Annotated in this window: 19 protein-coding genes and 1 tRNA gene; 11 read left to right on the top strand and 9 right to left on the bottom strand. The window is 50.2% G+C overall.

Going from position 1 to position 19,758, the window contains the following annotated elements; all coding sequences use genetic code 11:
- Positions 1-164: 164 nt before the first annotated feature.
- A tRNA-Val gene (locus OI69_RS14160) sits at positions 165-241 on the bottom strand.
- A gap of 280 nt (positions 242-521) precedes the next feature.
- Positions 522-1,895 (bottom strand): MATE family efflux transporter, encoded by a 1,374-nt coding sequence (locus tag OI69_RS14155; protein WP_039351700.1) that lies wholly within the window; start codon positions 1,893-1,895, stop codon positions 522-524.
- A 242-nt stretch (positions 1,896-2,137) separates the two neighbouring features.
- Between OI69_RS14155 and OI69_RS14150 the strand changes: the two genes are divergently transcribed.
- On the top strand, positions 2,138-2,773 hold the full coding sequence (locus OI69_RS14150) for a riboflavin synthase (RefSeq protein ID WP_039351698.1): 636 nt from the start codon (positions 2,138-2,140) through the stop codon (positions 2,771-2,773).
- 61 nt (positions 2,774-2,834) lie between these two features.
- Here the strand turns inward: OI69_RS14150 and cfa are convergent, their stop codons facing one another.
- Positions 2,835-3,986: a cyclopropane fatty acyl phospholipid synthase gene (gene cfa / locus OI69_RS14145; protein WP_039351696.1), complete on the bottom strand. Its 1,152-nt coding sequence runs from the start codon at positions 3,984-3,986 to the stop codon at positions 2,835-2,837.
- Positions 3,987-4,190: 204 nt separating this feature from the next.
- A complete protein-coding gene (gene purR / locus OI69_RS14140) occupies positions 4,191-5,216 on the bottom strand; it encodes an HTH-type transcriptional repressor PurR (protein ID WP_039351694.1) in 1,026 nt (341 codons plus the stop codon).
- 391 nt (positions 5,217-5,607) lie between these two features.
- Here purR and cydH point away from each other — a divergent pair, with 391 nt between their 5' ends.
- Positions 5,608-5,697, top strand: a complete 90-nt coding sequence (gene cydH, locus OI69_RS19905; RefSeq protein ID WP_154715561.1) for a cytochrome bd-I oxidase subunit CydH — start codon at positions 5,608-5,610, stop codon at positions 5,695-5,697.
- A 101-nt stretch (positions 5,698-5,798) separates the two neighbouring features.
- Here the strand turns inward: cydH and OI69_RS14135 are convergent, their stop codons facing one another.
- Entirely contained in the window at positions 5,799-6,650 is an 852-nt protein-coding gene (locus tag OI69_RS14135; protein WP_039351691.1) for a C40 family peptidase, read from the bottom strand.
- A gap of 341 nt (positions 6,651-6,991) precedes the next feature.
- Between OI69_RS14135 and OI69_RS14130 the strand changes: the two genes are divergently transcribed.
- Positions 6,992-7,342 (top strand): Grx4 family monothiol glutaredoxin, encoded by a 351-nt coding sequence (locus OI69_RS14130; RefSeq protein ID WP_005972539.1) that lies wholly within the window; start codon positions 6,992-6,994, stop codon positions 7,340-7,342.
- A 107-nt stretch (positions 7,343-7,449) separates the two neighbouring features.
- Here OI69_RS14130 and rnt read toward each other — a convergent pair whose 3' ends face one another.
- Positions 7,450-8,121 carry a ribonuclease T gene (gene rnt, locus OI69_RS14125; RefSeq protein WP_039351689.1) on the bottom strand — a complete coding sequence of 224 codons (672 nt, stop codon included), beginning with the start codon at positions 8,119-8,121 and terminating at the stop codon, positions 7,450-7,452.
- Between the two features lie 129 nt (positions 8,122-8,250).
- Positions 8,251-8,658 carry a lactoylglutathione lyase gene (gloA, locus tag OI69_RS14120; RefSeq protein WP_039351687.1) on the bottom strand — a complete coding sequence of 136 codons (408 nt, stop codon included), beginning with the start codon at positions 8,656-8,658 and terminating at the stop codon, positions 8,251-8,253.
- Between the two features lie 288 nt (positions 8,659-8,946).
- Between gloA and OI69_RS19395 the strand changes: the two genes are divergently transcribed.
- Both OI69_RS19395 and slyA read left to right on the top strand, forming a co-directional pair.
- A complete protein-coding gene (locus tag OI69_RS19395) occupies positions 8,947-9,186 on the top strand; it encodes a DUF1289 domain-containing protein (protein WP_072034308.1) in 240 nt (79 codons plus the stop codon).
- Positions 9,187-9,418: 232 nt separating this feature from the next.
- Positions 9,419-9,856 (top strand): transcriptional regulator SlyA, encoded by a 438-nt coding sequence (gene slyA / locus OI69_RS14115; RefSeq protein WP_039351685.1) that lies wholly within the window; start codon positions 9,419-9,421, stop codon positions 9,854-9,856.
- Positions 9,857-10,123: 267 nt separating this feature from the next.
- On the opposite strand, the gene OI69_RS14110 is transcribed toward slyA, so the two are convergent.
- A complete protein-coding gene (locus OI69_RS14110) occupies positions 10,124-10,591 on the bottom strand; it encodes an outer membrane lipoprotein (protein WP_005972534.1) in 468 nt (155 codons plus the stop codon).
- 437 nt (positions 10,592-11,028) lie between these two features.
- On the opposite strand from OI69_RS14110, the gene anmK reads away from it, so the two are divergent.
- The 5 genes from anmK to pdxY all read left to right on the top strand — a co-directional run bounded on the left by anmK (position 11,029) and on the right by pdxY (position 15,796).
- Positions 11,029-12,141: an anhydro-N-acetylmuramic acid kinase gene (anmK, locus tag OI69_RS14105; protein WP_039351683.1), complete on the top strand. Its 1,113-nt coding sequence runs from the start codon at positions 11,029-11,031 to the stop codon at positions 12,139-12,141.
- Positions 12,142-12,237: 96 nt separating this feature from the next.
- Positions 12,238-12,555 carry an MliC family protein gene (locus tag OI69_RS14100; protein ID WP_039351680.1) on the top strand — a complete coding sequence of 106 codons (318 nt, stop codon included), beginning with the start codon at positions 12,238-12,240 and terminating at the stop codon, positions 12,553-12,555.
- Between the two features lie 96 nt (positions 12,556-12,651).
- Positions 12,652-13,335 (top strand): pyridoxamine 5'-phosphate oxidase, encoded by a 684-nt coding sequence (pdxH, locus tag OI69_RS14095; RefSeq protein WP_039351842.1) that lies wholly within the window; start codon positions 12,652-12,654, stop codon positions 13,333-13,335.
- A gap of 238 nt (positions 13,336-13,573) precedes the next feature.
- The gene (gene tyrS / locus OI69_RS14090; RefSeq protein WP_039351678.1) at positions 13,574-14,851 is read left to right on the top strand and encodes a tyrosine--tRNA ligase; all 1,278 of its coding nucleotides are present in this window, start codon (positions 13,574-13,576) and stop codon (positions 14,849-14,851) included.
- Between the two features lie 84 nt (positions 14,852-14,935).
- Positions 14,936-15,796 carry a pyridoxal kinase PdxY gene (gene pdxY / locus OI69_RS14085; RefSeq protein WP_039351676.1) on the top strand — a complete coding sequence of 287 codons (861 nt, stop codon included), beginning with the start codon at positions 14,936-14,938 and terminating at the stop codon, positions 15,794-15,796.
- Positions 15,797-15,957: 161 nt separating this feature from the next.
- Here pdxY and gstA read toward each other — a convergent pair whose 3' ends face one another.
- Positions 15,958-16,566 carry a glutathione transferase GstA gene (gene gstA / locus OI69_RS14080; protein WP_039351674.1) on the bottom strand — a complete coding sequence of 203 codons (609 nt, stop codon included), beginning with the start codon at positions 16,564-16,566 and terminating at the stop codon, positions 15,958-15,960.
- Between the two features lie 451 nt (positions 16,567-17,017).
- On the opposite strand from gstA, the gene acnA reads away from it, so the two are divergent.
- A complete protein-coding gene (gene acnA / locus OI69_RS14075) occupies positions 17,018-19,690 on the top strand; it encodes an aconitate hydratase AcnA (protein ID WP_039351672.1) in 2,673 nt (890 codons plus the stop codon).
- The last annotated feature ends 68 nt before the right edge of the window (positions 19,691-19,758 follow it).

Here is a 19,758-nt window from a genome sequence, read left to right as displayed (position 1 = left end):
GCTTATGCCAGGTGGGGAGAGTCATTTCCCACTGCGACGCACTGTCGATGTGTCGGGGCAGATTGACGCAATGCCAATTTCACAAGCGATATCGCTAGCGTAATCGTATTAATCGACAGTAAAGGCATGGATAGAGATATAAATTCAGGAGGAAAAAGAGAGAATGGTGCGTTCAATTGGACTCGAACCAACGACCCCCACCATGTCAAGGTGGTGCTCTAACCAACTGAGCTATGAACGCATGTAGAAACTGTACCGCCTGTTTGGCAGCGAGGCGCATAGTAGCGAGCAAGGGAAAAACTGGCAAGCGGAAAAATGCAATTTTGTGTGCTTGTCGGTGCGATTGCTGCGCTTATATCCATTCCGCCGTTTTTTTCTACGATACCCATCGTGCCTCAGGCTGTTGTGCGTTGGCAATACTTGGTTCATCTCTGAACTCGTCCTGAAGCGCCGCCGTAAGCGGCGTGCAAAACATTCACGTTTGCACACCGCCAGGATATACAACAAGGGGAAAACGTTACCTAGCGAGCGGCACGCGCTAAAATTTTTGCAGCAGGCTGATGCTGAAGAAAACGAATACGCGTCACCATCATGACTGCCGCCGCCGTCAGGCCAATGATGAAACCACACCAGAACCCCGCTGGCCCCATGCGCGGCACAATGATATCCGTCAAGGCCAGCAGGTAGCCGCTTGGTAAGCCTAATACCCAATAGGCGACAAAGGTAATATAGAAAATTGAGCGGGTATCTTTATAACCGCGCAACACGCCAGTGCCGATCACCTGAACGGCATCGGAGAGTTGATAAACGGCAGCCAACAGCATGAGTTGAGAGGCCATCGCGACAACCAGCGGGTCCTGATTGTAGAGCAAGGCGATAGGCTCACGCAGCAGCGTGGTGAAGATTGCTGTACAGCAGGCTAACGCCACGCCGGCCATGATGCCGGTGTACGCGGCAATACGGGCGTTCTCAACCGAGCCTTCCCCTAACCGATGTCCGACGCGGATGGTAGTAGCGACGCCGATCGAGAGCGGAAGGACGAACATTAGCGAACTGAAATTGAGAGCAATCTGGTGGCCAGCCACATCGACGACACCCAGTGGTAACACCAGCAGCGCCACCACGGCAAACAGCGTGACTTCAAACAGCAGCGCCAGCGCGATAGGCAAACCGAGGCCAAATAGGCGCTTTAACACGGAAAAATCCGGGCGGAGAGCCGGACGGTGACGACGGATATCGCGTAGCCAGGAGGCATGTCGGGTATAAAGTGTCATCAGCAGCATCATGATCCAGTAAACTGACGCGGTAGCGACGCCGCAACCTACGCCGCCCAGTTCGGGCATGCCAAATTTACCGTGGATAAAGACGTAGTTAATCGGGATGTTGATTAACAGCCCGATAAATCCAATCATCATGCCGGGATAGGTTTTGGATAGCCCTTCACACTGGCAGCGTAAAACCTGATAGAACAAATAGCCGGGGACGCCCCACAGCAGCGCATGCAGGTAGCCGATGGCTTTTGCCGCCAATTCAGGCGAACCGTCGCTCATCAGATTAATGGCATACTTTCCCTGATGCAGCACCAGCATTATCAATACCGAAAGGATGGCGGCCAGGAAAAAAGATTGCCTGACTTGATGAGAAATACGATCACGACGGCCGGAACCGTTGAGCTGTGCAACAACAGGCGTTAATGCCATCAGCAGACCATGGCCGAAAAGAATGGCGGGTAGCCAGATAGACGTCCCCACGGCGACGGCGGCCATATCGGTAGCGCTATACGCGCCCGCCATAACGGTATCCACCACACCCATCGATGTTTGAGATACTTGCGCAATAATGACAGGAACAGCAAGCGCTGATAATTTACGCGCTTCTGTCAGATACTGTTGCACGGATACCTTCCTTGAATGACTTGACTGCGGGATAAATAACTCGGATATGAAAATAGCTCGGAACCAAAGAGAACGTTATTGTAACGACTTAACGAAAGTAAACCAGCGTGAAAAAGAATATATTGTTTTTGTTGCGTTACGGTTTCGATAGCAAGAGCGTGTGTGGTATTCCGGTTTGGTTTTCCACGGAATATCGGGCACACTGCACCGCGTCATTTCTTTGTTTTTAAGAGGCAAACCGCATGTTTACCGGTATTGTTCAGGGCACCGCGCCGGTGGTGTCGATTGAAGAAAAATCTAATTTTCGCACGCACGTTGTCCAACTTCCGCCTGAACTGTTGCCCGGGCTTGAACCCGGAGCCTCTGTGGCGCACAACGGCTGCTGTCTGACGGTAACCGCGATTGATGGCGATCGCGTCAGTTTTGATCTCATGAAGGAAACGCTGCGGTTAACGAATTTGGGCGATATTCATGAAGGTGATGTTGTGAATATTGAACGAGCGGCGAAATTTGGCGATGAGATCGGTGGGCATGTGATGTCAGGCCATATCATGTGTACGGCGGAAGTGGTTAAGATTCAAGTTTCAGAGAATAACCATCAGATTTGGTTCCGTTTGGCAGACGAAACGCTGATGAAATACGTGCTGCATAAAGGCTTTGTTGGGATTGATGGCATCAGCCTGACGGTGGGAGAAGTTACCCGCGGGCGTTTCTGCGTGCATTTAATTCCAGAAACGTTGAACCGTACCACGCTGGGGCAGAAACGTTTGGGGCATCGTATCAATATTGAAATCGATCCACAGACACAAGCCGTAGTGGATACGGTAGAGCGGGTGTTGGCGAGCAAGCCGGTGAGCGAACCCGCCAAAGAAGTGTAATCACTCCGCTTCATAGCGCATTAAACCGGACGAACGCTACCGTCCGGTTTTCTCATTGATGTCAGCGAGAAACGCGTACCCCTCCTTCGATCCCCTTCAGACTGAACACAACCTGCCAGAGTTGAAGATCTCTTGCCCGGAATGCCCCCGCGCAGACATTTAGGTAATAGCTGAACATCCGGCGAAAGCGCGCTGAATAGCGTGTGGAAAGTTGTGGCCAGCTTTGCTGAAAGCGAGTATGCCAGGCCATTAATGTGCGATCGTAATCGACCCCGAAATTGTGCCAGTCTTCCATCACCATGTAAGGTTCGCTCGCCTTTGCAATGTGCTGTATGGAGGGAATACAGCCATTAGGGAAGATATATTTATGAGTCCAGGGATCGATGTGCGGATCGGTCTTATTGGCACCGATGGTATGTAATAGAAACAATCCATCGGGTTTTAGATTACGCTGCACGATGCGAAAGTAGTTGTCGTAGTTGTTCGGCCCGACGTGTTCAAACATGCCTACCGACACGATGCGGTCGAATTTCTGATCGAGATTGCGGTAATCCTGTAGTTCGATCGTGACGTTCAGACCCTGACAACGCTGCTGCGCTAGCATCTGCTGTTCTCTGGAAATGGTGATGCCATAAACCGAAACACCGTAGTGGCGTGCCGCGAACTCGGCAAGACCACCCCAGCCGCAGCCGATATCCAGCAGCGTCATTCCTGATGTTAACTGGAGTTTCTCGCAAATCATGGCGAGTTTATTTTCCTGCGCCTGTTCCAGCGTCTCTGCCTCTTTCCAGTAAGCGCAGGAGTATTGCATGTAGGGATCCAACATCAGGGTAAAGAGGTCATTGCCTAAATCATAGTGCGCTTTACCAACCATCTGCGCGCGTCTGCGGGATTGCAAATTTGTCACGCGAGATAGGGCGACTCGCGTAAGATCGTGCAGACGGCGAGGGAGCTTAGACTCCAGCCCCGCGCGCAGGACGCGATGGGAAAACATATCCAACCGTTCACATTCCCACCATCCGTCCATATAGCTTTCACCCAGCCCCAGCGACCCTTCACGCAGAACACGTTTAAAGAAACCGGGATTGATCACGCGGATGTCAAAAGGACGAGAACCGTTTATGGTGATATCTGCCGTGGTCAACATCTCCTGCACGATACGAAACCAGGGTGCGGTATCGTCATCCCATTCTGCTGCATAAGGTAAACCCATCATGTCCCCTTAACTCTTCACATGTAAAAGTATCGTAAAACATACCTGGACGGCACTTATCGCAGCCGACGAATCGGCTGTCACCAGAGCAAATGAAACAGGGTATTCGCGTTAGAATTGCTTCAGCCAGCATACAAGAACATTGGCTGAAGCAGAGGTGAAAACGGGTAAGAATAGACGATTGTCTGTATCCAGTTATTGCAATTAACGGCGATAGTCGAGGTAGGGGCCGTCGGCCACCGAGCGTCGTTCGATCAGTGTCGGGTGGACTTCAATGACGTGCGCGTCCTCTCGCTTGCTGGTAATACGATCCAGTAGCATAGAAAATGCGGATTGGCCCAGACGCTCTTTTGGCTGATGGATGGTGGTTAAGGCGGGGGTAAAGAACCGTGCGTGGCGCACGTTGTCATAACCGATCACCGAAATATCCTGTGGAACGCGCAAACCCAGTTCGTCAGCGGCGCAGATGGCACCCATCGCCATAATATCGCCACCGCAGAATACGGCCGTTGGGCGCTGTTTCTGAGCGAGGATCTGATGCATGGCTTTATAACCAGATTCAGGCTCGAAATCGCCCTGAACAATCCAGTCTTCGCGTACGGTAATGTCAGCTTCTTGCAACGCTTTTAAAAAGCCGAGATAGCGCCCGCTGCCGGTGTTGCGTTCCTGAATACCGGGGATAGCACCGATATCCCGATGACCCCGTTCAATCAGATAGCGACCCGCCATATAACCGCCTTCAAAAGCGTTATCGATAATTGAATCGGTAAAATCGCTGTGCATTTGCCCCCAATCCATCACGACCATTGGGATGCTGCGATAATCTTCCAGCATAGCCAATAGCTCTGGCGGATATTCGGCGCACATCACCAACAGGCCATCGACGCGTTTTTGCGCCAGCATGGAAAGATAGGCGCGCTGTTTGCCGATATCATTATGCGAATTACACAACACCAGCGTGTAGCCTTTGGCGTAACAGCTATTTTCGACCGCTTCGATGATCTCGGCGAAATAGGGCGCTTCGCTGGATGTGGCCAGCAAACCGATTGATTTGGTGTGATTAACTTTGAGGCTACGGGCGACGGCACTGGGCGAGTAGTGCAATTCTTTAATTGCCGCCCTGACGGCTGCCTTAGTCTCTTCGGCGACGAAACGTGTTTTATTGATCACGTGCGATACGGTCGTGGTGGAAACGCCAGCACGTCTTGCCACATCTTTAATCGTTGCCATCTAAAAATGACTCCTGAACTTACCTGTTACAGACGTAAGTATATTGTTAATCGTTTGCCTACGTTTAAAGTTCTTCTTCTAAGCTAAAAAACAGGATTTCAGAAGGAGAATGCCGAATGCTATACCGAAGGGATCTGGGTTGACGTTTTTCGACTGATACGCAGCGCTTTCATAAACAGCGGATTGTGTCCGATTTGTCATGAAAGTGAAAGGGCTAATTTATACTATTAGTGAGGCATTCGTCCGAGATTTTTCGCTAGGATTATGAAAGAATCGTAATAACCCTATTATTTATGGTTTTGACTGTCTGATTGGGTTCTGCCACGAATGGTGGTGTCTTTTTTTCAGAGAAAATTTCTGGCGAAACGTGTTCGTTAATAAGGAAGGGTTTATGGATACAAATCTGAAGATGTCTTTACTGACAACAGTTGGTTCATTGGCGGTGATCATTGTATTCAGCTTTGTTGCGGTACTGAACTAACCGGCCTGGTGCGTGCGCGATGATGGCTGAGTATTCAGACACGTTTTTGATATATATAAAACGTGTCTGAATCATATTTGTTCGATATCGCTATTCTGTTTTTAACGAATCGTCTGCGGCGTCACTACGCGCCGCGCGCCAACATAGTGCTCCTGCCAGTAGTCTTCACTCAGCTTGCTGATACGAATATCTGAGCCTGTGCGTGGCGACTGGATAAATTTCCCTTCTCCCAGATAAACCCCGACATGATCGGCTGCGCCGCGATTATTGATGCGGAAAAAGACCAAATCGCCACTTTCCAGTTCGCTCTTTTTAATCGGAGCGGCATCACGCAGGTGGTACATTTCGTTCGCAGTGCGTGGAATTTGTATTTTAACGACATCTTTGTAGGCGTAATAAACCAGCCCGCTACAGTCGAATCCGGTAAAGGGAGAAGAACCGCCCCAGTGGTAAGGTTTACCAATCTGGCTCATTAATTTATTCATGGCAGTTGTTTTAGCGTGCTGATAGCGTTTTTTATGCGCCTCGCTCAGCGCCATCCCTTTTGCTGTGGGAGCCGGGTTTCTCTCTGTTTTGCCTTTGAACGCGGTCTTCTTTAGCCCTGTTTTGATTCTGGCCTGTGCGACGGTTTGTGTATCTTCTTCAGGCTTCAATTTTTTAAGATTTTTTCTCACTAGTGCAGGTGTGCTGCTTTGCGTTCGTGACGGCTTTTTTTCTGTAGATTTGTTGGCGGTTCGGGGCTTGGTTTTATTGCTGACTGCCGTAGGTTCTGGTTTTTTACTTTTTATCGGCGTGGGTGACTTGGCATTTCCCTTTGTTTGACGGCTTTTCTTATTCGTTTCTTCAACCGCGCTTTTCTTCGGCGCAGAATGCGGGGTATGCGGCGCAGCCTGAACAACATTCAGGCATAGGTTACTGAAAAATAATATAAAAAGAGTAATAAATACGCGCATAATAAAAGTGACCGAACATAATCCTTAACTCGCTCAATCCGCACAGTATTCCTGAAAATGGCATGATAAAAAAGTGGGCACGGCCGTTTTATTCATACAGAATAGTGAAAAAACGTTAATAGTTGTTTTTTCGATTGATTTATCAGCGCTTTCTGACGGTGATTTCATCACTGATGATTAACAATAGAGAAAAATAACCTTACAAAAAATGGCGTTTTTTTGTGACTACCGGCATCGGTACAATATCATTGAGTCAATGTCGCTGTCGTAATATCTCTGACGGCGACTCATGGCTGGCGTTTTGGACGTTAGCCATCCTATAGATTTAAGGAAGCAAGAAGATGACGACACCGACAATTGAAAAAATTCAGCGCCAGATTGCTGAAAACCCGATTTTGCTGTACATGAAAGGCTCCCCGAAATTGCCAAGTTGCGGCTTTTCCGCGCAGACCGTGCAGGCATTGTCTTCATGTGGCGAACGTTTTGCCTATGTAGATATTTTACAGAACCCAGATATTCGTGCTGAACTGCCGAAATACGCGAACTGGCCAACATTCCCACAGTTGTGGGTTGACGGCGAGCTGGTTGGCGGATGTGATATTGTGGTTGAAATGTTTCAGCGTGGTGAACTGCAACAGTTGATCAAAGAAACGGCTGATAAATATAAAGCTCAGCAGGCCGATCAAGAGTAATACTCTCGTCTGGCGCTATGGTGATGCTGTTACGCCGCGAGCATAACGCTTTCCAGCGGGTGCCTTATGGCACCCGTTTCCTTTTTATCGCTGCCTTTCTCGTCTTCTTAATTTTTGGCTGATGCATCTTCCAGCGAATTTTCTTCAAACGCAATCGGCCACCCGCCCAGACGTTTCCAGCGGTTCACCAACTCACAAAACAGCAATGCCGTCTGGTTGGTGTCATACAATGCGGAATGCGCCTGACTGGAATCAAACGCAATACCTGCGGTAATACAGGCTTTAGCAAGAACCGTTTGGCCTAAAACCAGCCCGCTGAGTGCGGCGGTATCAAATGTGGCGAAAGGGTGGAAAGGATTACGTTTCAGACTACAACGCTCCGCCGCCGCCGCCATAAAGCTGTGATCGAATGTGGCATTATGCGCCACGATAATGGCACGGTTGCAGCCTTGATCTTTGATCCCTTTCCGCACGGTTTTGAAGATTTCATGCAACGCATCATATTCGCTCACTGCGCCGCGCAGCGGGTTAGTGGGATCAATGCCGTTAAACGCCAGCGCTGCGGGTTCCAAAATCGCGCCTTCAAATGGCTCAATATGAAAATGTAGCGTTTCATCTGGCTGTAACCAACCGTTTTGATCCATTTTTAATGTTACCGCCGCAACTTCCAGCAAGGCATCAGTTTTCGCATTAAATCCGGCGGTTTCGACATCAATTACTACCGGATAAAACCCACGAAAACGGCCGCTCAGGGCGTTCAGATCATTTTTATCAGCCATTTGTCTCTTAATTATTAGCAAAATGCAGCGCGCATTATTGCAAATTTTGACCGGAGATGCAGCAATGCCTATTGCTTTTAAAAGCGTGGGAGAACAGGTGCTGATACAGCACCTGTTAGATGCGGGAAATTAGTGGCCGATGCCGTTACCGGCGTGAGCATTTTCGATCAATTCGATTTTGTAACCGTCTGGATCTTCAATAAATGCGATAACGGTCGTACCGCCTTTGACCGGACCCGCTTCACGCGTCACATTGCCTCCTGCTTTGCGGATACGCTCACAGGTAGCGGCAACATCATCAACGCCTAACGCGATATGACCATAGGCATTGCCCAAATCATAGCTGTCGACGCCCCAGTTATAAGTCAGTTCGATAACTGCACCTTCACTTTCTTCGGTATAACCGACGAAAGCCAGTGTGTATTGGTATTCGGTATTCTCGCTGGTGCGTAGCACCCGCATTCCCAGTACCTGAGTGTAGAAATCAATAGAACGTTGTAAATCGCCAACACGCAGCATGGTGTGAAGTAAACGCATAGTGTCCTCGTTAAAAAGTGCAACAAAAGGAGAGTATAACGTCGTGGCCTTGCTGAGTCTAAGCCGTTTGGATGATGCTAAAAATGCGGCACAGTAGTGAGGTTTGTGTTAAAACATACTTATCAGGAATGGTAAATGGCGTCTTAGGCTGAAATAGTGTTGCCTCGCGCGCAGAAAAATAGTCAGTAATTACAATGGCTACCTAATTATTTTGATGTTACAGCTTATTCGAGCTTGCCAGTAGCGACGAACAGCGTTTCAATGTGCAAAATGGTAGGGGAAGGTGTTGTGTCTGAGCAACTTGAACTCTTTGCTGTCCCTAATCCCTGTCGTGGTGTTTGCCAGACGGGCGACGGCGGGTATTGTAAAGGTTGCTTTCGCAGCCGTGATGAACGTTTTCGTTGGGGTCAAATGAGTGATGCGCAGAAACAGAATGTTCTGCGTTTGTGTCGGCAAAGAATGAAACGGTCACTGCGTATAGAGAAAATTGATACATCGGTAGAATTCCATCAACCATCGTTGTTTTAACCCATCTTGTGTTAGATGTTTTACTTATCATGGACAATTGTTTAAGCAGTACGGATATGTTGACTTAAATAAAATAGGCGGGAAGCCATGTTTAAAAAATTTTTATTTGATAAAATCGGGTTCCGCGATGGAGCCATTTTATACAATAATAGGGCTGTTGTTTCATTTTTATAAATCAGAGTTGATTGCAATCCAGGGATATAATTTAGCGTGCTAACAATAAGGAAAGATGATGGAATTGCCATTAGGATCTGATTTAGCTCGTCTGGTGCGTGTATGGCGTGCACTGGTCGATCATCGTTTAAAACCACTTGATCTCACTCAAACGCATTGGGTTACGTTGCATAATATATACCATTTACCTCCTGGTCAGTCGCAAATTCAACTAGCCAAAGCGATAGGCATCGAGCAACCGTCACTGGTTCGGACGCTGGATCAACTCGAAGAGAAAGGGTTAATTACACGTCATGTTTGCGCACACGATCGCAGGGCAAAACGTATTATGTTGACTGAGGCGGCAGAACCGATAATACAATCTGTCGATGGTGTAATTAGCCATACGCGTAATGAAGTTTTATTTGGTATTACGCCAGAGCAGGTTGACGAATTAGCCCTATTGGTTGCAAAACTTGAGAAAAATATATTGGCGTTACATGAAAATCAAGCGTAGCCAATTTGAGTTATGCAGCGGGAGAATTAAATCTCAGTAAAATTGTACTTTAAATAATTCGATTTTCAGAACAAAACGTTAGCGCTTTGAACGCTGCTTGCGACGGTCCCGGCAGGGCGAGGTACACGTAAGTGTGCCGGGTAGTGTGGCTAACGTGCGTGCAATTTGAATTATGGCGAGTATGCCGATACCTGTTATTGGACTCATGCTGGGAATTAATGATTCGTTGTGTTGGTCACCGCTTTCTGCGGCGACCAACACACAGCCTTAGCGTGGAGAAACGGTGATGCTGCGGCCATTGCTGGCCATGGCAACGCGTTGACCTGCACTGAATTTCGTATCGCCTTGTTTTTGTACCACCATGATGGTACTGCCGTCATCACGGCGGATTTCCAGCTCTACACCCTGTGTACGGTTCAGTGCACCGGTTGCACTTTGACCCGCTACACCACCCGCCACCGCACCTGCTGCTGTCGCCAGACTACGACCTGAACCACCGCCGATGGTGTTGCCCAGGAAGCCCCCTAGCACCGCACCACCCAGGGCACCGATCACGTTAGAATCTTCTCCTGCCTGAATCTGAACCGGGCGCATAGAAACGATCGTACCGTAGGTAACGGTCTGCACTTGTTTAGCTTCTGATGCGCTGTATACATCACCAGAAAGCGTACTGGTATTAGCACAACCAGCCAGCGTGATACCCGCAAGGGTAACCACAAGCAAACGCTTCATCATAATACAAACTCCTTAATAGCGAAGATGTCGGGCTGGCTTGGCCTTAGCCGACGCAGTGTTATATCGATAAATTATGGTCTGGCACAGTGCAGCATGCCACTCTTTTTACTCTTTTTTTCAGAATATAATAGTGCGCTTAAATTACGTATAAACAGAGAGGTAAATAGCACGAAAAATAGCTTTTTTTGTAGCAAATATTATCAAAACCTCACTTTTGGTTAAAACCTAACCCGCGTGGCAAAAATACAAAAAATTTAATAATTCAGCGTGTTAACGTGCTACTTTGATCTTCAATCTCTACCTTAAACAATTCGAGTTTCAGGACAAGACGTTAGCATTTTGAATAACGAGCCAACGCACAGGCAACACGAGGCATGACGGGGATAACAGTTGCTACTGATGTTCTCTTTTTATCCCACAGGGGCGAAGACTATATAATGAGATCAGGCAGATATATTGGCGTGATGTCCGGCACCAGTCTTGATGGTGTGGATGTCGTGCTCGCTGCGATTGACGAACATACGGTGGCTCAGCAGGCTAGCTACTGTCACCCGATACCGCAGGATATCAAAGTGGCCATTCTGGGGATGTGTCAGGGGCAGGCCGTGACGTTGTCAGCGCTGGGGCAGTTGGATACGCGCTTGGGCATCTTGTTTGCTGAAGCGGTGATGACGTTGCTTAAAGAGACGAAACTGGGGGTGCAGGATATCACTGCGATTGGCTGCCATGGGCAGACGGTCTGGCATGAGCCCACGGGCGAGGCACCTTGTACGTTGCAGATTGGTGATAACAACCGCATTGCTGCATTGACTGGCATCACGACAGTGGGGGATTTTCGCCGCCGTGACTTGGCTTATGGTGGGCAAGGCGCTCCGCTGGTGCCAGCGTTCCATCACGCGTTGCTACTGCATCCTGTCGAACGGCGTATCGTGCTCAACATTGGAGGCATTGCCAATCTGTCATTACTGGTGCCGGATGCGCCTGTACGTGGCTACGATACCGGGCCAGGGAACATGCTGCTGGATGCCTGGATCTGGCGGCACCGCGCACAGCCGTATGATAAAGACGCGATGTGGGCGATGAACGGGCAGGTGAACCTGTTACTGCTACGCCGGATGCTAGCCGATCCTTACTTTGCATTGCGGGCGCCGAAAAGCACCGGACGTGAATATTTCAATCTTGGCTGGCTGGAAAGAATGCTGGCCGGTATGCCGCCGCTAGCACCGCAGGATGTACAAGCGACGCTGGTTGAGTTGACGGCCATGAGCATCGCCGAACAGGTCCTGCTAGTCGGTGGATGTGAGCGTTTGCTGGTTTGTGGCGGCGGGGCGCGTAATCCTCTTATCATGGCGCGACTCTCAGCCCTGCTACCGGGCATTGAAGTCAACACAACAGATGAGTGCGGTGTGAGCGGCGATGATATGGAGGCGCTAGCATTTGCCTGGCTGGCATCACGCACGCTATCGGGGCTGCCGGGTAATCTGCCATCCGTCACCGGGGCGAGTCAGGAAACGGTGTTAGGCGCGATTTATCCGGCCAATGCGGATTAATCAGATTTTACCGAGAGGTTCATGGTTATCCTCTTGTTAAACTTGAGTAAGCGGTGTGTGAGTTGCCGCTATCGACAAGCATGACAGGAGAAAAACATGAAACGATTGCTGGCGGGGACAGCGCTGATTCTGCTGAGCGGATGCAGCTATTTTGGCCATAAACAGACGGTGGAAACATTGCATTATCAATGTGGCACGATGCCGCTAACCGTTACCCTACAGCAGGGCGGTGAACGCCCTTCACAGGTGAGTTTCCTGCTGGACGGCGAACGTCTCACGCTGCCTCAGGTGGTGTCGGCTTCTGGCGTCAAATACAGTAATGACACTTACACATTCTGGAGTAAAGGCGATCGTGCATTTATCCAACGAGGTGAACGGGTTATCGTAGACGATTGCGTGTTGGCACCGAGGTAACGCGAGTTGTGCCGCTGCTGATTGCGATTTTTCGGGTACGGGAGCAGAATGGGATTTTCGCCCGCTTCTGGCCCGACATTGCGACAGCAGGATATTATGACTCAGGAACGCACCCCCTCTGACACTACTCCGCTTATTCAACCCGCCGATATTGCTGACATCCGCCGTGAATACACGCGTGGCGGGCTGCGTCGTAGCGATCTCCCCGTTGACCCTCTGGATTTATTTGAACGTTGGCTGAAACAGGCCTGTGACGCGAAACTGGCCGATCCTACCGCGATGTCCGTCGCGACGGTTGATGAACACGGTCAACCTTACCAGCGTATCGTTCTGCTGAAGCACTATGATGAGAAAGGTATGGTGTTTTATACCAATATGGGCAGCCGCAAGGCCCATCATCTGGAAAATAACCCACGCATCAGCCTGCTGTTCCCTTGGCATATGCTGGAACGGCAGGTGATAGTGCTGGGACGGGTGGAGAAGTTACCGACGCTTGACGTGTTGAAATATTTCCACAGCCGTCCGAAAGACAGTCAGATCGGTGCATGGGTATCAAAGCAGTCGAGCCGAATTTCAGCGCGTGGTGTGCTGGAAAGCAAATTTTTGGAATTGAAGCAAAAATTCCAAAATGGTGAGGTGCCTTTGCCGAGCTTTTGGGGAGGCTTCCGTGTCGTCATCGACTCCGTTGAGTTTTGGCAGGGCGGTGAGCACCGCTTGCATGACCGGTTTTTCTACCAGCGGCAGGGCGAGAGCTGGCAGATTGATCGCTTAGCGCCTTAAATCGCGAAATATCCGTGCTAAACGCTGGCGCTCCTATCATCAGCACTTTATTCTATGAAGTTTCGCGTTGACTGGGCATTGTCGGGCGCTATGGCGTTCATCGCCCGTCGCGTAAAGTAATGCGGCAGCGAAATCATCATGCGACAGCAGGCAGGTATGCTGCGTATTTCTCACAGCGTTGTGCGTAACCCCAAAGGGAACGTAACGACCTGTTTTTTTTATAAAAATGGAGTTATCGATGGCGAGTAGTAACCTGATTAAACAATTGCAAGAGCGGGGCTTGATTGCCCAGGTGACGGATGAGGAAGCGTTAGCAGAGCGGCTGGCGCAAGGGCCAATTGCACTGTATTGCGGTTTTGATCCCACCGCTGACAGCTTGCATTTGGGGCATCTGGTGCCGCTGCTCTGCCTGAAACGCTTTCAATTGTCTGGCCACAAGCCGGTTGCGCTGGTTGGCGGGGCCACGGGGCTGATCGGTGACCCCAGTTTTAAAGCCACAGAGCGTAAGCTAAACACCACTGAAACTGTGGGGGAGTGGGTAGAAAAAATCCGCCATCAGGTTTCTCCATTCCTGGATTTTGACTGCGGTAAAAACAGCGCGATCGCCGCCAATAACTACGATTGGTTTGGTAACATGAACGTGCTGGATTTCCTGCGTGATATCGGCAAACATTTCTCTGTTAATCAGATGATTAGCAAAGAAGCCGTCAAACAGCGTTTAAACCGTGATGACGTCGGCATTTCGTTCACCGAATTTTCTTACAACCTGTTGCAGGGATATGACTTTACTTCGCTGAATAAGCTGCATGATGTTGAGCTGCAAATTGGTGGTTCTGACCAGTGGGGTAACATTACATCCGGTATCGATCTGACGCGCCGTATGAATCAGAAACAGGTTTACGGGTTGACGGTGCCACTGATTACCAAATCAGATGGGACAAAATTCGGTAAAACGGAAGGCGGCGCAATCTGGCTGGATGCCAGCAAGACCAGCCCTTACAAATTCTACCAGTTCTGGATCAACACGGCGGATGCCGATGTGTACCGTTTCCTCAAGTTCTTCACGTTCATGAGCCTCGAAGACATCGATGCGCTGGAAGAAGAAGACAAGAACAGCGGCAAGGCTCCGCGCGCGCAGTACGTGCTAGCGGAAGAAGTGACCCGTATGGTACATGGCGAATCGGGTCTGGAAGCGGCTTGTCGTATTACACAAAGCCTGTTCTCTGGTGCGTTGCAGGATATGACGCAGGACGACTTTGCTCAACTGGCGCAGGATGGTATGCCGATCATCGAACTGGAAAATGGCGCGGATTTGCAACAGGCGCTAGTCAGTGCCGAGTTAGTGCCTTCACGCGGTCAAGCGCGTACGATGATCTCCTCGAATGCGGTCACCATTAACGGCGAAAAACAGGCTGATCCTGAATACGCTTTCAGCGCCTCAGACCGTTTGTTTGATCGCTACACCTTGTTGCGTCGCGGTAAAAAACATTACTGCCTGATTTGCTGGAAAGCATAAGCATTACCGATAAGGGAGCGTTAGCTCCCTTTCTTCTTGTAAGTTAAGGCGCCCAGGCGCAGGCAAGGATTTGAGTCATATCTAATGAAAAATATACTTTCCATCCAATCACATGTCGTTTTTGGCCATGCCGGTAATAGTGCAGCAGAATTTCCGATGCGTCGGATGGGCGCAAACGTTTGGCCTTTGAATACCGTGCAGTTCTCGAACCATACCCAATACGGCCACTGGACGGGGTGTGTGATGCCAGCCAGCCACCTGACGGAGGTGGTGCAGGGGATTGCGAGCATCGACAAACTGAAGACCTGTGATGCGGTGTTGAGTGGTTATATCGGTTCGGCGGAGCAGGGGGAACACATTCTGGGTATTGTTCGGCAGGTAAAAGCCGCCAATCCTGATGCGTTGTACTTCTGCGATCCGGTGATGGGGACGCCGGAAAAAGGCTGCATCGTCGCGCCTGGCGTGTCTGATTTCCACTGTCAGCAGTCGCTGCTGGCGGCCGATATTATCGCCCCGAATCTGCCAGAGCTGGAGCTGCTTGGCGGTCGTACCGTGCATAACGTGGCGGAAGCCGTGGAAACCGCGCGGGCGCTGTGTGAGAAAGGGCCAAAGATTGTTCTGGTGAAGCACCTTAGCCGTGCGGCCAACCGTGAGGACAGCTTTGAAATGCTATTGGTCACGTCGACGGATGCCTGGCACATCAGCCGCCCGCTGGTGGAGTTTGAACGTCAGCCTGTCGGTGTCGGCGACTTAACCAGTGGATTACTGCTGGTCAACCTGCTGAAAGGCGTGGCGCTGGATAAAGCATTAGAGCACACAACGGCAGCCGTATATGAAGTGATGCTGGTGACGAAAGAAATGAATGAGTATGAGCTGCAACTGGTTGCCGCTCAGGATGGCATTGCTAACCCGCGCCATCATTTTCAGGCTGTTCGCCTGTCGTGAAATGAGTAACGCCCTTATTTGGATAATGCTGTTCACGTAGTGTGAATGTAGGGGGAAACACGGTGATGAGGTTCCCGTAGGGCGACCTCGCACCGTGGTCGCCCCCGGCATCTCGATCTTTAAACGATCGGTGTTACCTTATTTTGGGGCGTTATTGCACGTTAACCTTTCAACCTTTCAACCTTTAGCGCAGTAGCGACGGAAGGACGCTCGGCAATATGGTCGAGATAAGCGGCCAATGCAGGATAGCGGAACATATCCAGTTTTAACGACTGCGCCCACCGCATAACGGTAAACAGGTAGGCATCCGCGATACTGAAGCGGTTGGCGACCAGATAATTCTGTTCACTCAATACCAGATTGATATAACGAAATTTGACCTGTAAGTATTCGACTAACAGGTCTTTATACGTTTCTGGTGTACCGGGACGGAAAATGGGAGTAAACGTTTTGTGCAGTTCAGCAGAAATGTAATTCAGCCATTCAATCGTGCGGTAGCGTGCGATACTCCCTGTCGGAGCGATAAGGTTACAGTGTGGAACCAGATCGGCGATGTACTCGGCGATGGCGACGCCTTCAGTCAGGATATCACCATCATCCAACTCTAATGCTGGCACCATCCCTTTTGGATTGATTAACGTATAGTCGGCCCCACGCTCCGTTTTTTTCGTGCGCAGGTTGACCTTCTCCAGCTTGAACTCCAGCTTGGATTCAATCAAAACGATGTGTGTAAAAAGAGAACTGCTTTCAGCCTGGTAAAACAGTTTCATGAAAACCCCTTTCTATTATTATTTTTCCATCAACACATGCGCTGATGATTGTTGAACAGCAATGTGTCGTTTTTTTACAACAAAACCTAGCGATAGAGTGTGAGGTTTATTGCAAAAATACTCCTTATGTATGAGTGCCGCATGAAATTTGGGCGATTTTGATGGAGTAATGTCAAATTCTTATACCATTTGGGGAGGCCTGGCTGATTTTTGCGTGGGTCATAACCCTGCCGTCTGTTAGCTATGGTGAATGCGCTAGATAAAGTCGTGGTGCTTTATTTCTATTCTTCCCTTTTTGATAGCTGATGACTATCGTTCTGTTCATATTGATTTGTTGCAAAAACGTTATTTTTTGTTTGTGTTATCTTTAAATAAGACCGCAACATCAGGCGGGTTATCCATTGACTGCCCGATGCAGAATAACGAATAGCAAGTTAATTTGGGAGGAAGCATGTCATCACACCTTCGCGATACTTGTCTGGACACGCTGACGGTACAACAGCAAATCTACCATTACTATAGCCTGCCGAAGGCTGCGAAAACGCTGGGCAACATCGATAAATTACCGAAGTCACTCAAGGTGTTATTGGAAAATTTATTGCGCCATCAGGACGGTGACACCGTAGAGCAGGACGATCTTCAGGCGGTCGTGGACTGGCTGAAAACAGGCCACGTTGATCGGGAAATTGCCTACCGTCCGGCGCGTGTGCTGATGCAGGATTTTACCGGCGTGCCTGCCGTGGTCGATCTGGCGGCGATGCGGGCGGCGGTGAAGCGGCTCGGTGGTGATGTGAATAAGGTTAATCCGCTATCGCCAGTTGATCTGGTGATCGACCACTCGGTGACGGTTGACCACTTTGGCGATCGTCAGGCACTCACGGATAACACACAACTGGAAATGGCGCGCAACCATGAGCGTTATACATTTTTGCGCTGGGGACAAAATGCTTTTAGCCACTTCAGCGTGGTGCCACCGGGCACTGGGATTTGCCATCAGGTGAATCTGGAATATCTCGCCAAAGCTATTTGGTATGAAAAGCAGGGCGACAAACAGTTTGCCTATCCTGATACGCTGGTGGGGACCGATTCACATACCACGATGATTAACGGCCTGGGCGTGCTCGGTTGGGGCGTCGGCGGGATAGAAGCTGAGGCGGCGATGCTGGGGCAACCCGTTTCGATGCTGATCCCTGATGTGGTTGGCGTGAAGTTGAGTGGCAAAATGCGAGAAGGGATCACGGCAACTGATTTGGTTCTGACGGTCACGCAAATGCTGCGTAAACATGGCGTGGTTGGCAAATTTGTCGAGTTTTACGGTGATGGACTGGATTCGCTGCCGCTGGCGGATCGTGCGACTATCGCCAACATGGCGCCGGAATATGGCGCGACCTGTGGTTTCTTCCCAATTGATCCGATCACGCTGGAGTACATGCGCTTGACCAACCGTGCGGAAGAACAGATTGCGCTGGTGGAGGCCTATAGTAAACAGCAGGGGCTATGGCGCAATGCCGGGGATGAACCGGTATTCACCAGCCAGCTCGCACTGGATTTGGCGACGGTGGAAACCAGTCTGGCAGGGCCTAAACGCCCACAGGATCGTGTGCCGTTGGCTGGGGTGCCGGAAGCCTTTAAAGCCAGTCGGGAGCTGGATGTCAGCACGGTGAAGAACGGCTCTGATTATGAAACATTCACGCTGGAAGGTGAGACGCACCGTTTGCAGCAGGGTGCGGTTGTGATTGCGGCGATCACTTCTTGTACCAACACATCTAATCCTAGTGTGCTGATGACAGCGGGTTTGCTGGCAAAAAATGCCGTAGAGCGCGGTCTGAAAACCAAACCGTGGGTTAAGACTTCGCTGGCTCCGGGATCGCGGGTGGTAACGGATTACTATGCAAAAGCAGGATTAACGCCGTATCTCGATGCGTTGGGATTCAATTTGGTGGGTTACGGGTGTACAACCTGCATTGGAAACTCTGGCCCACTGCCGGATGCGATTGAAGCCGCGATAAAAGCCGGCGATCTGACGGTCGGCGCGGTGCTATCAGGCAATCGCAACTTTGAAGGCCGTATTCATCCGCTGGTGAAAACTAACTGGCTGGCATCACCGCCGTTAGTGGTCGCCTACGCGCTGGCAGGGAATATGAATATCGACCTGACGCAAGAACCGCTGGGTGAAGATCGGGATGGGAAGGCGGTCTATCTGAAAGATATCTGGCCTTCGACCCAATCGGTGGCGGATGCGGTACTGAACGTTAATGCGGGTATGTTCCACAAACAGTATGCCGCAGTGTTTGAAGGCACGCAGGAGTGGCAGGATATCGAGGTCGATAATAACGCCACTTATCAGTGGCCGGAAGAATCGACCTATATCCGCCAGACGCCTTTCTTTCTGGAGATGGGGAAAGAACCTGAGCCAGTTCAGGACATCCACAAGGCACGCATTCTGGCGATGTTGGGGGACTCGGTGACAACCGATCACATCTCACCGGCGGGCAACATCAAGCGTGATAGCCCGGCTGGGAAATATTTGCTGGAACGTGGTGTAGAAACCACGGAGTTCAACTCTTACGGCTCCCGTCGCGGTAACCACGAAGTGATGATGCGTGGGACATTTGCCAACATCCGTATTCGTAATGAGATGGTGCCGGGTAAAGAGGGCGGCTATACCCGCCATATTCCGTCACAGAATGAGATGACGATCTATGATGCGGCAATGCGTTACAAGGAAGAGGACGTTCCGCTGGCGCTGTTCGCCGGGAAAGAGTATGGCTCGGGCTCTAGCCGTGACTGGGCAGCGAAAGGCCCACGTTTGCTGGGCGTTCGTGTGGTGATTGCCGAATCGTTCGAACGTATTCACCGCTCTAATCTGATTGGGATGGGGATCCTGCCGCTGGAGTTTCCTGAGGGTGTGACGCGTAAAACGCTGAAACTCACTGGCGACGAGCAGATTTCGATTACGGGATTAAACCAACTGACACCGGGCGCAACGGTTGAGGTGAATATCACCGATTCTGATGGCCATACGCAGACGATCAAGACCCACTGCCGTATCGACACCCGTAATGAACTGACCTACTACCAGAATGACGGCATCCTGCACTACGTTATCCGCAATATGCTGTAATTTTTGTCTAGCTACCGAGGGCAGAAAGCCTGCTCTCGGTGGATTCGCTCAATTCGAAATATAACGGG

This window comes from Pectobacterium fontis (assembly GCF_000803215.1).
Lineage (GTDB): Bacteria > Pseudomonadota > Gammaproteobacteria > Enterobacterales > Enterobacteriaceae > Pectobacterium > Pectobacterium fontis.
The sequence above is the reverse complement of the archived record's forward strand: the minus strand, read 5'-3'. Positions and strand labels throughout refer to the sequence as shown.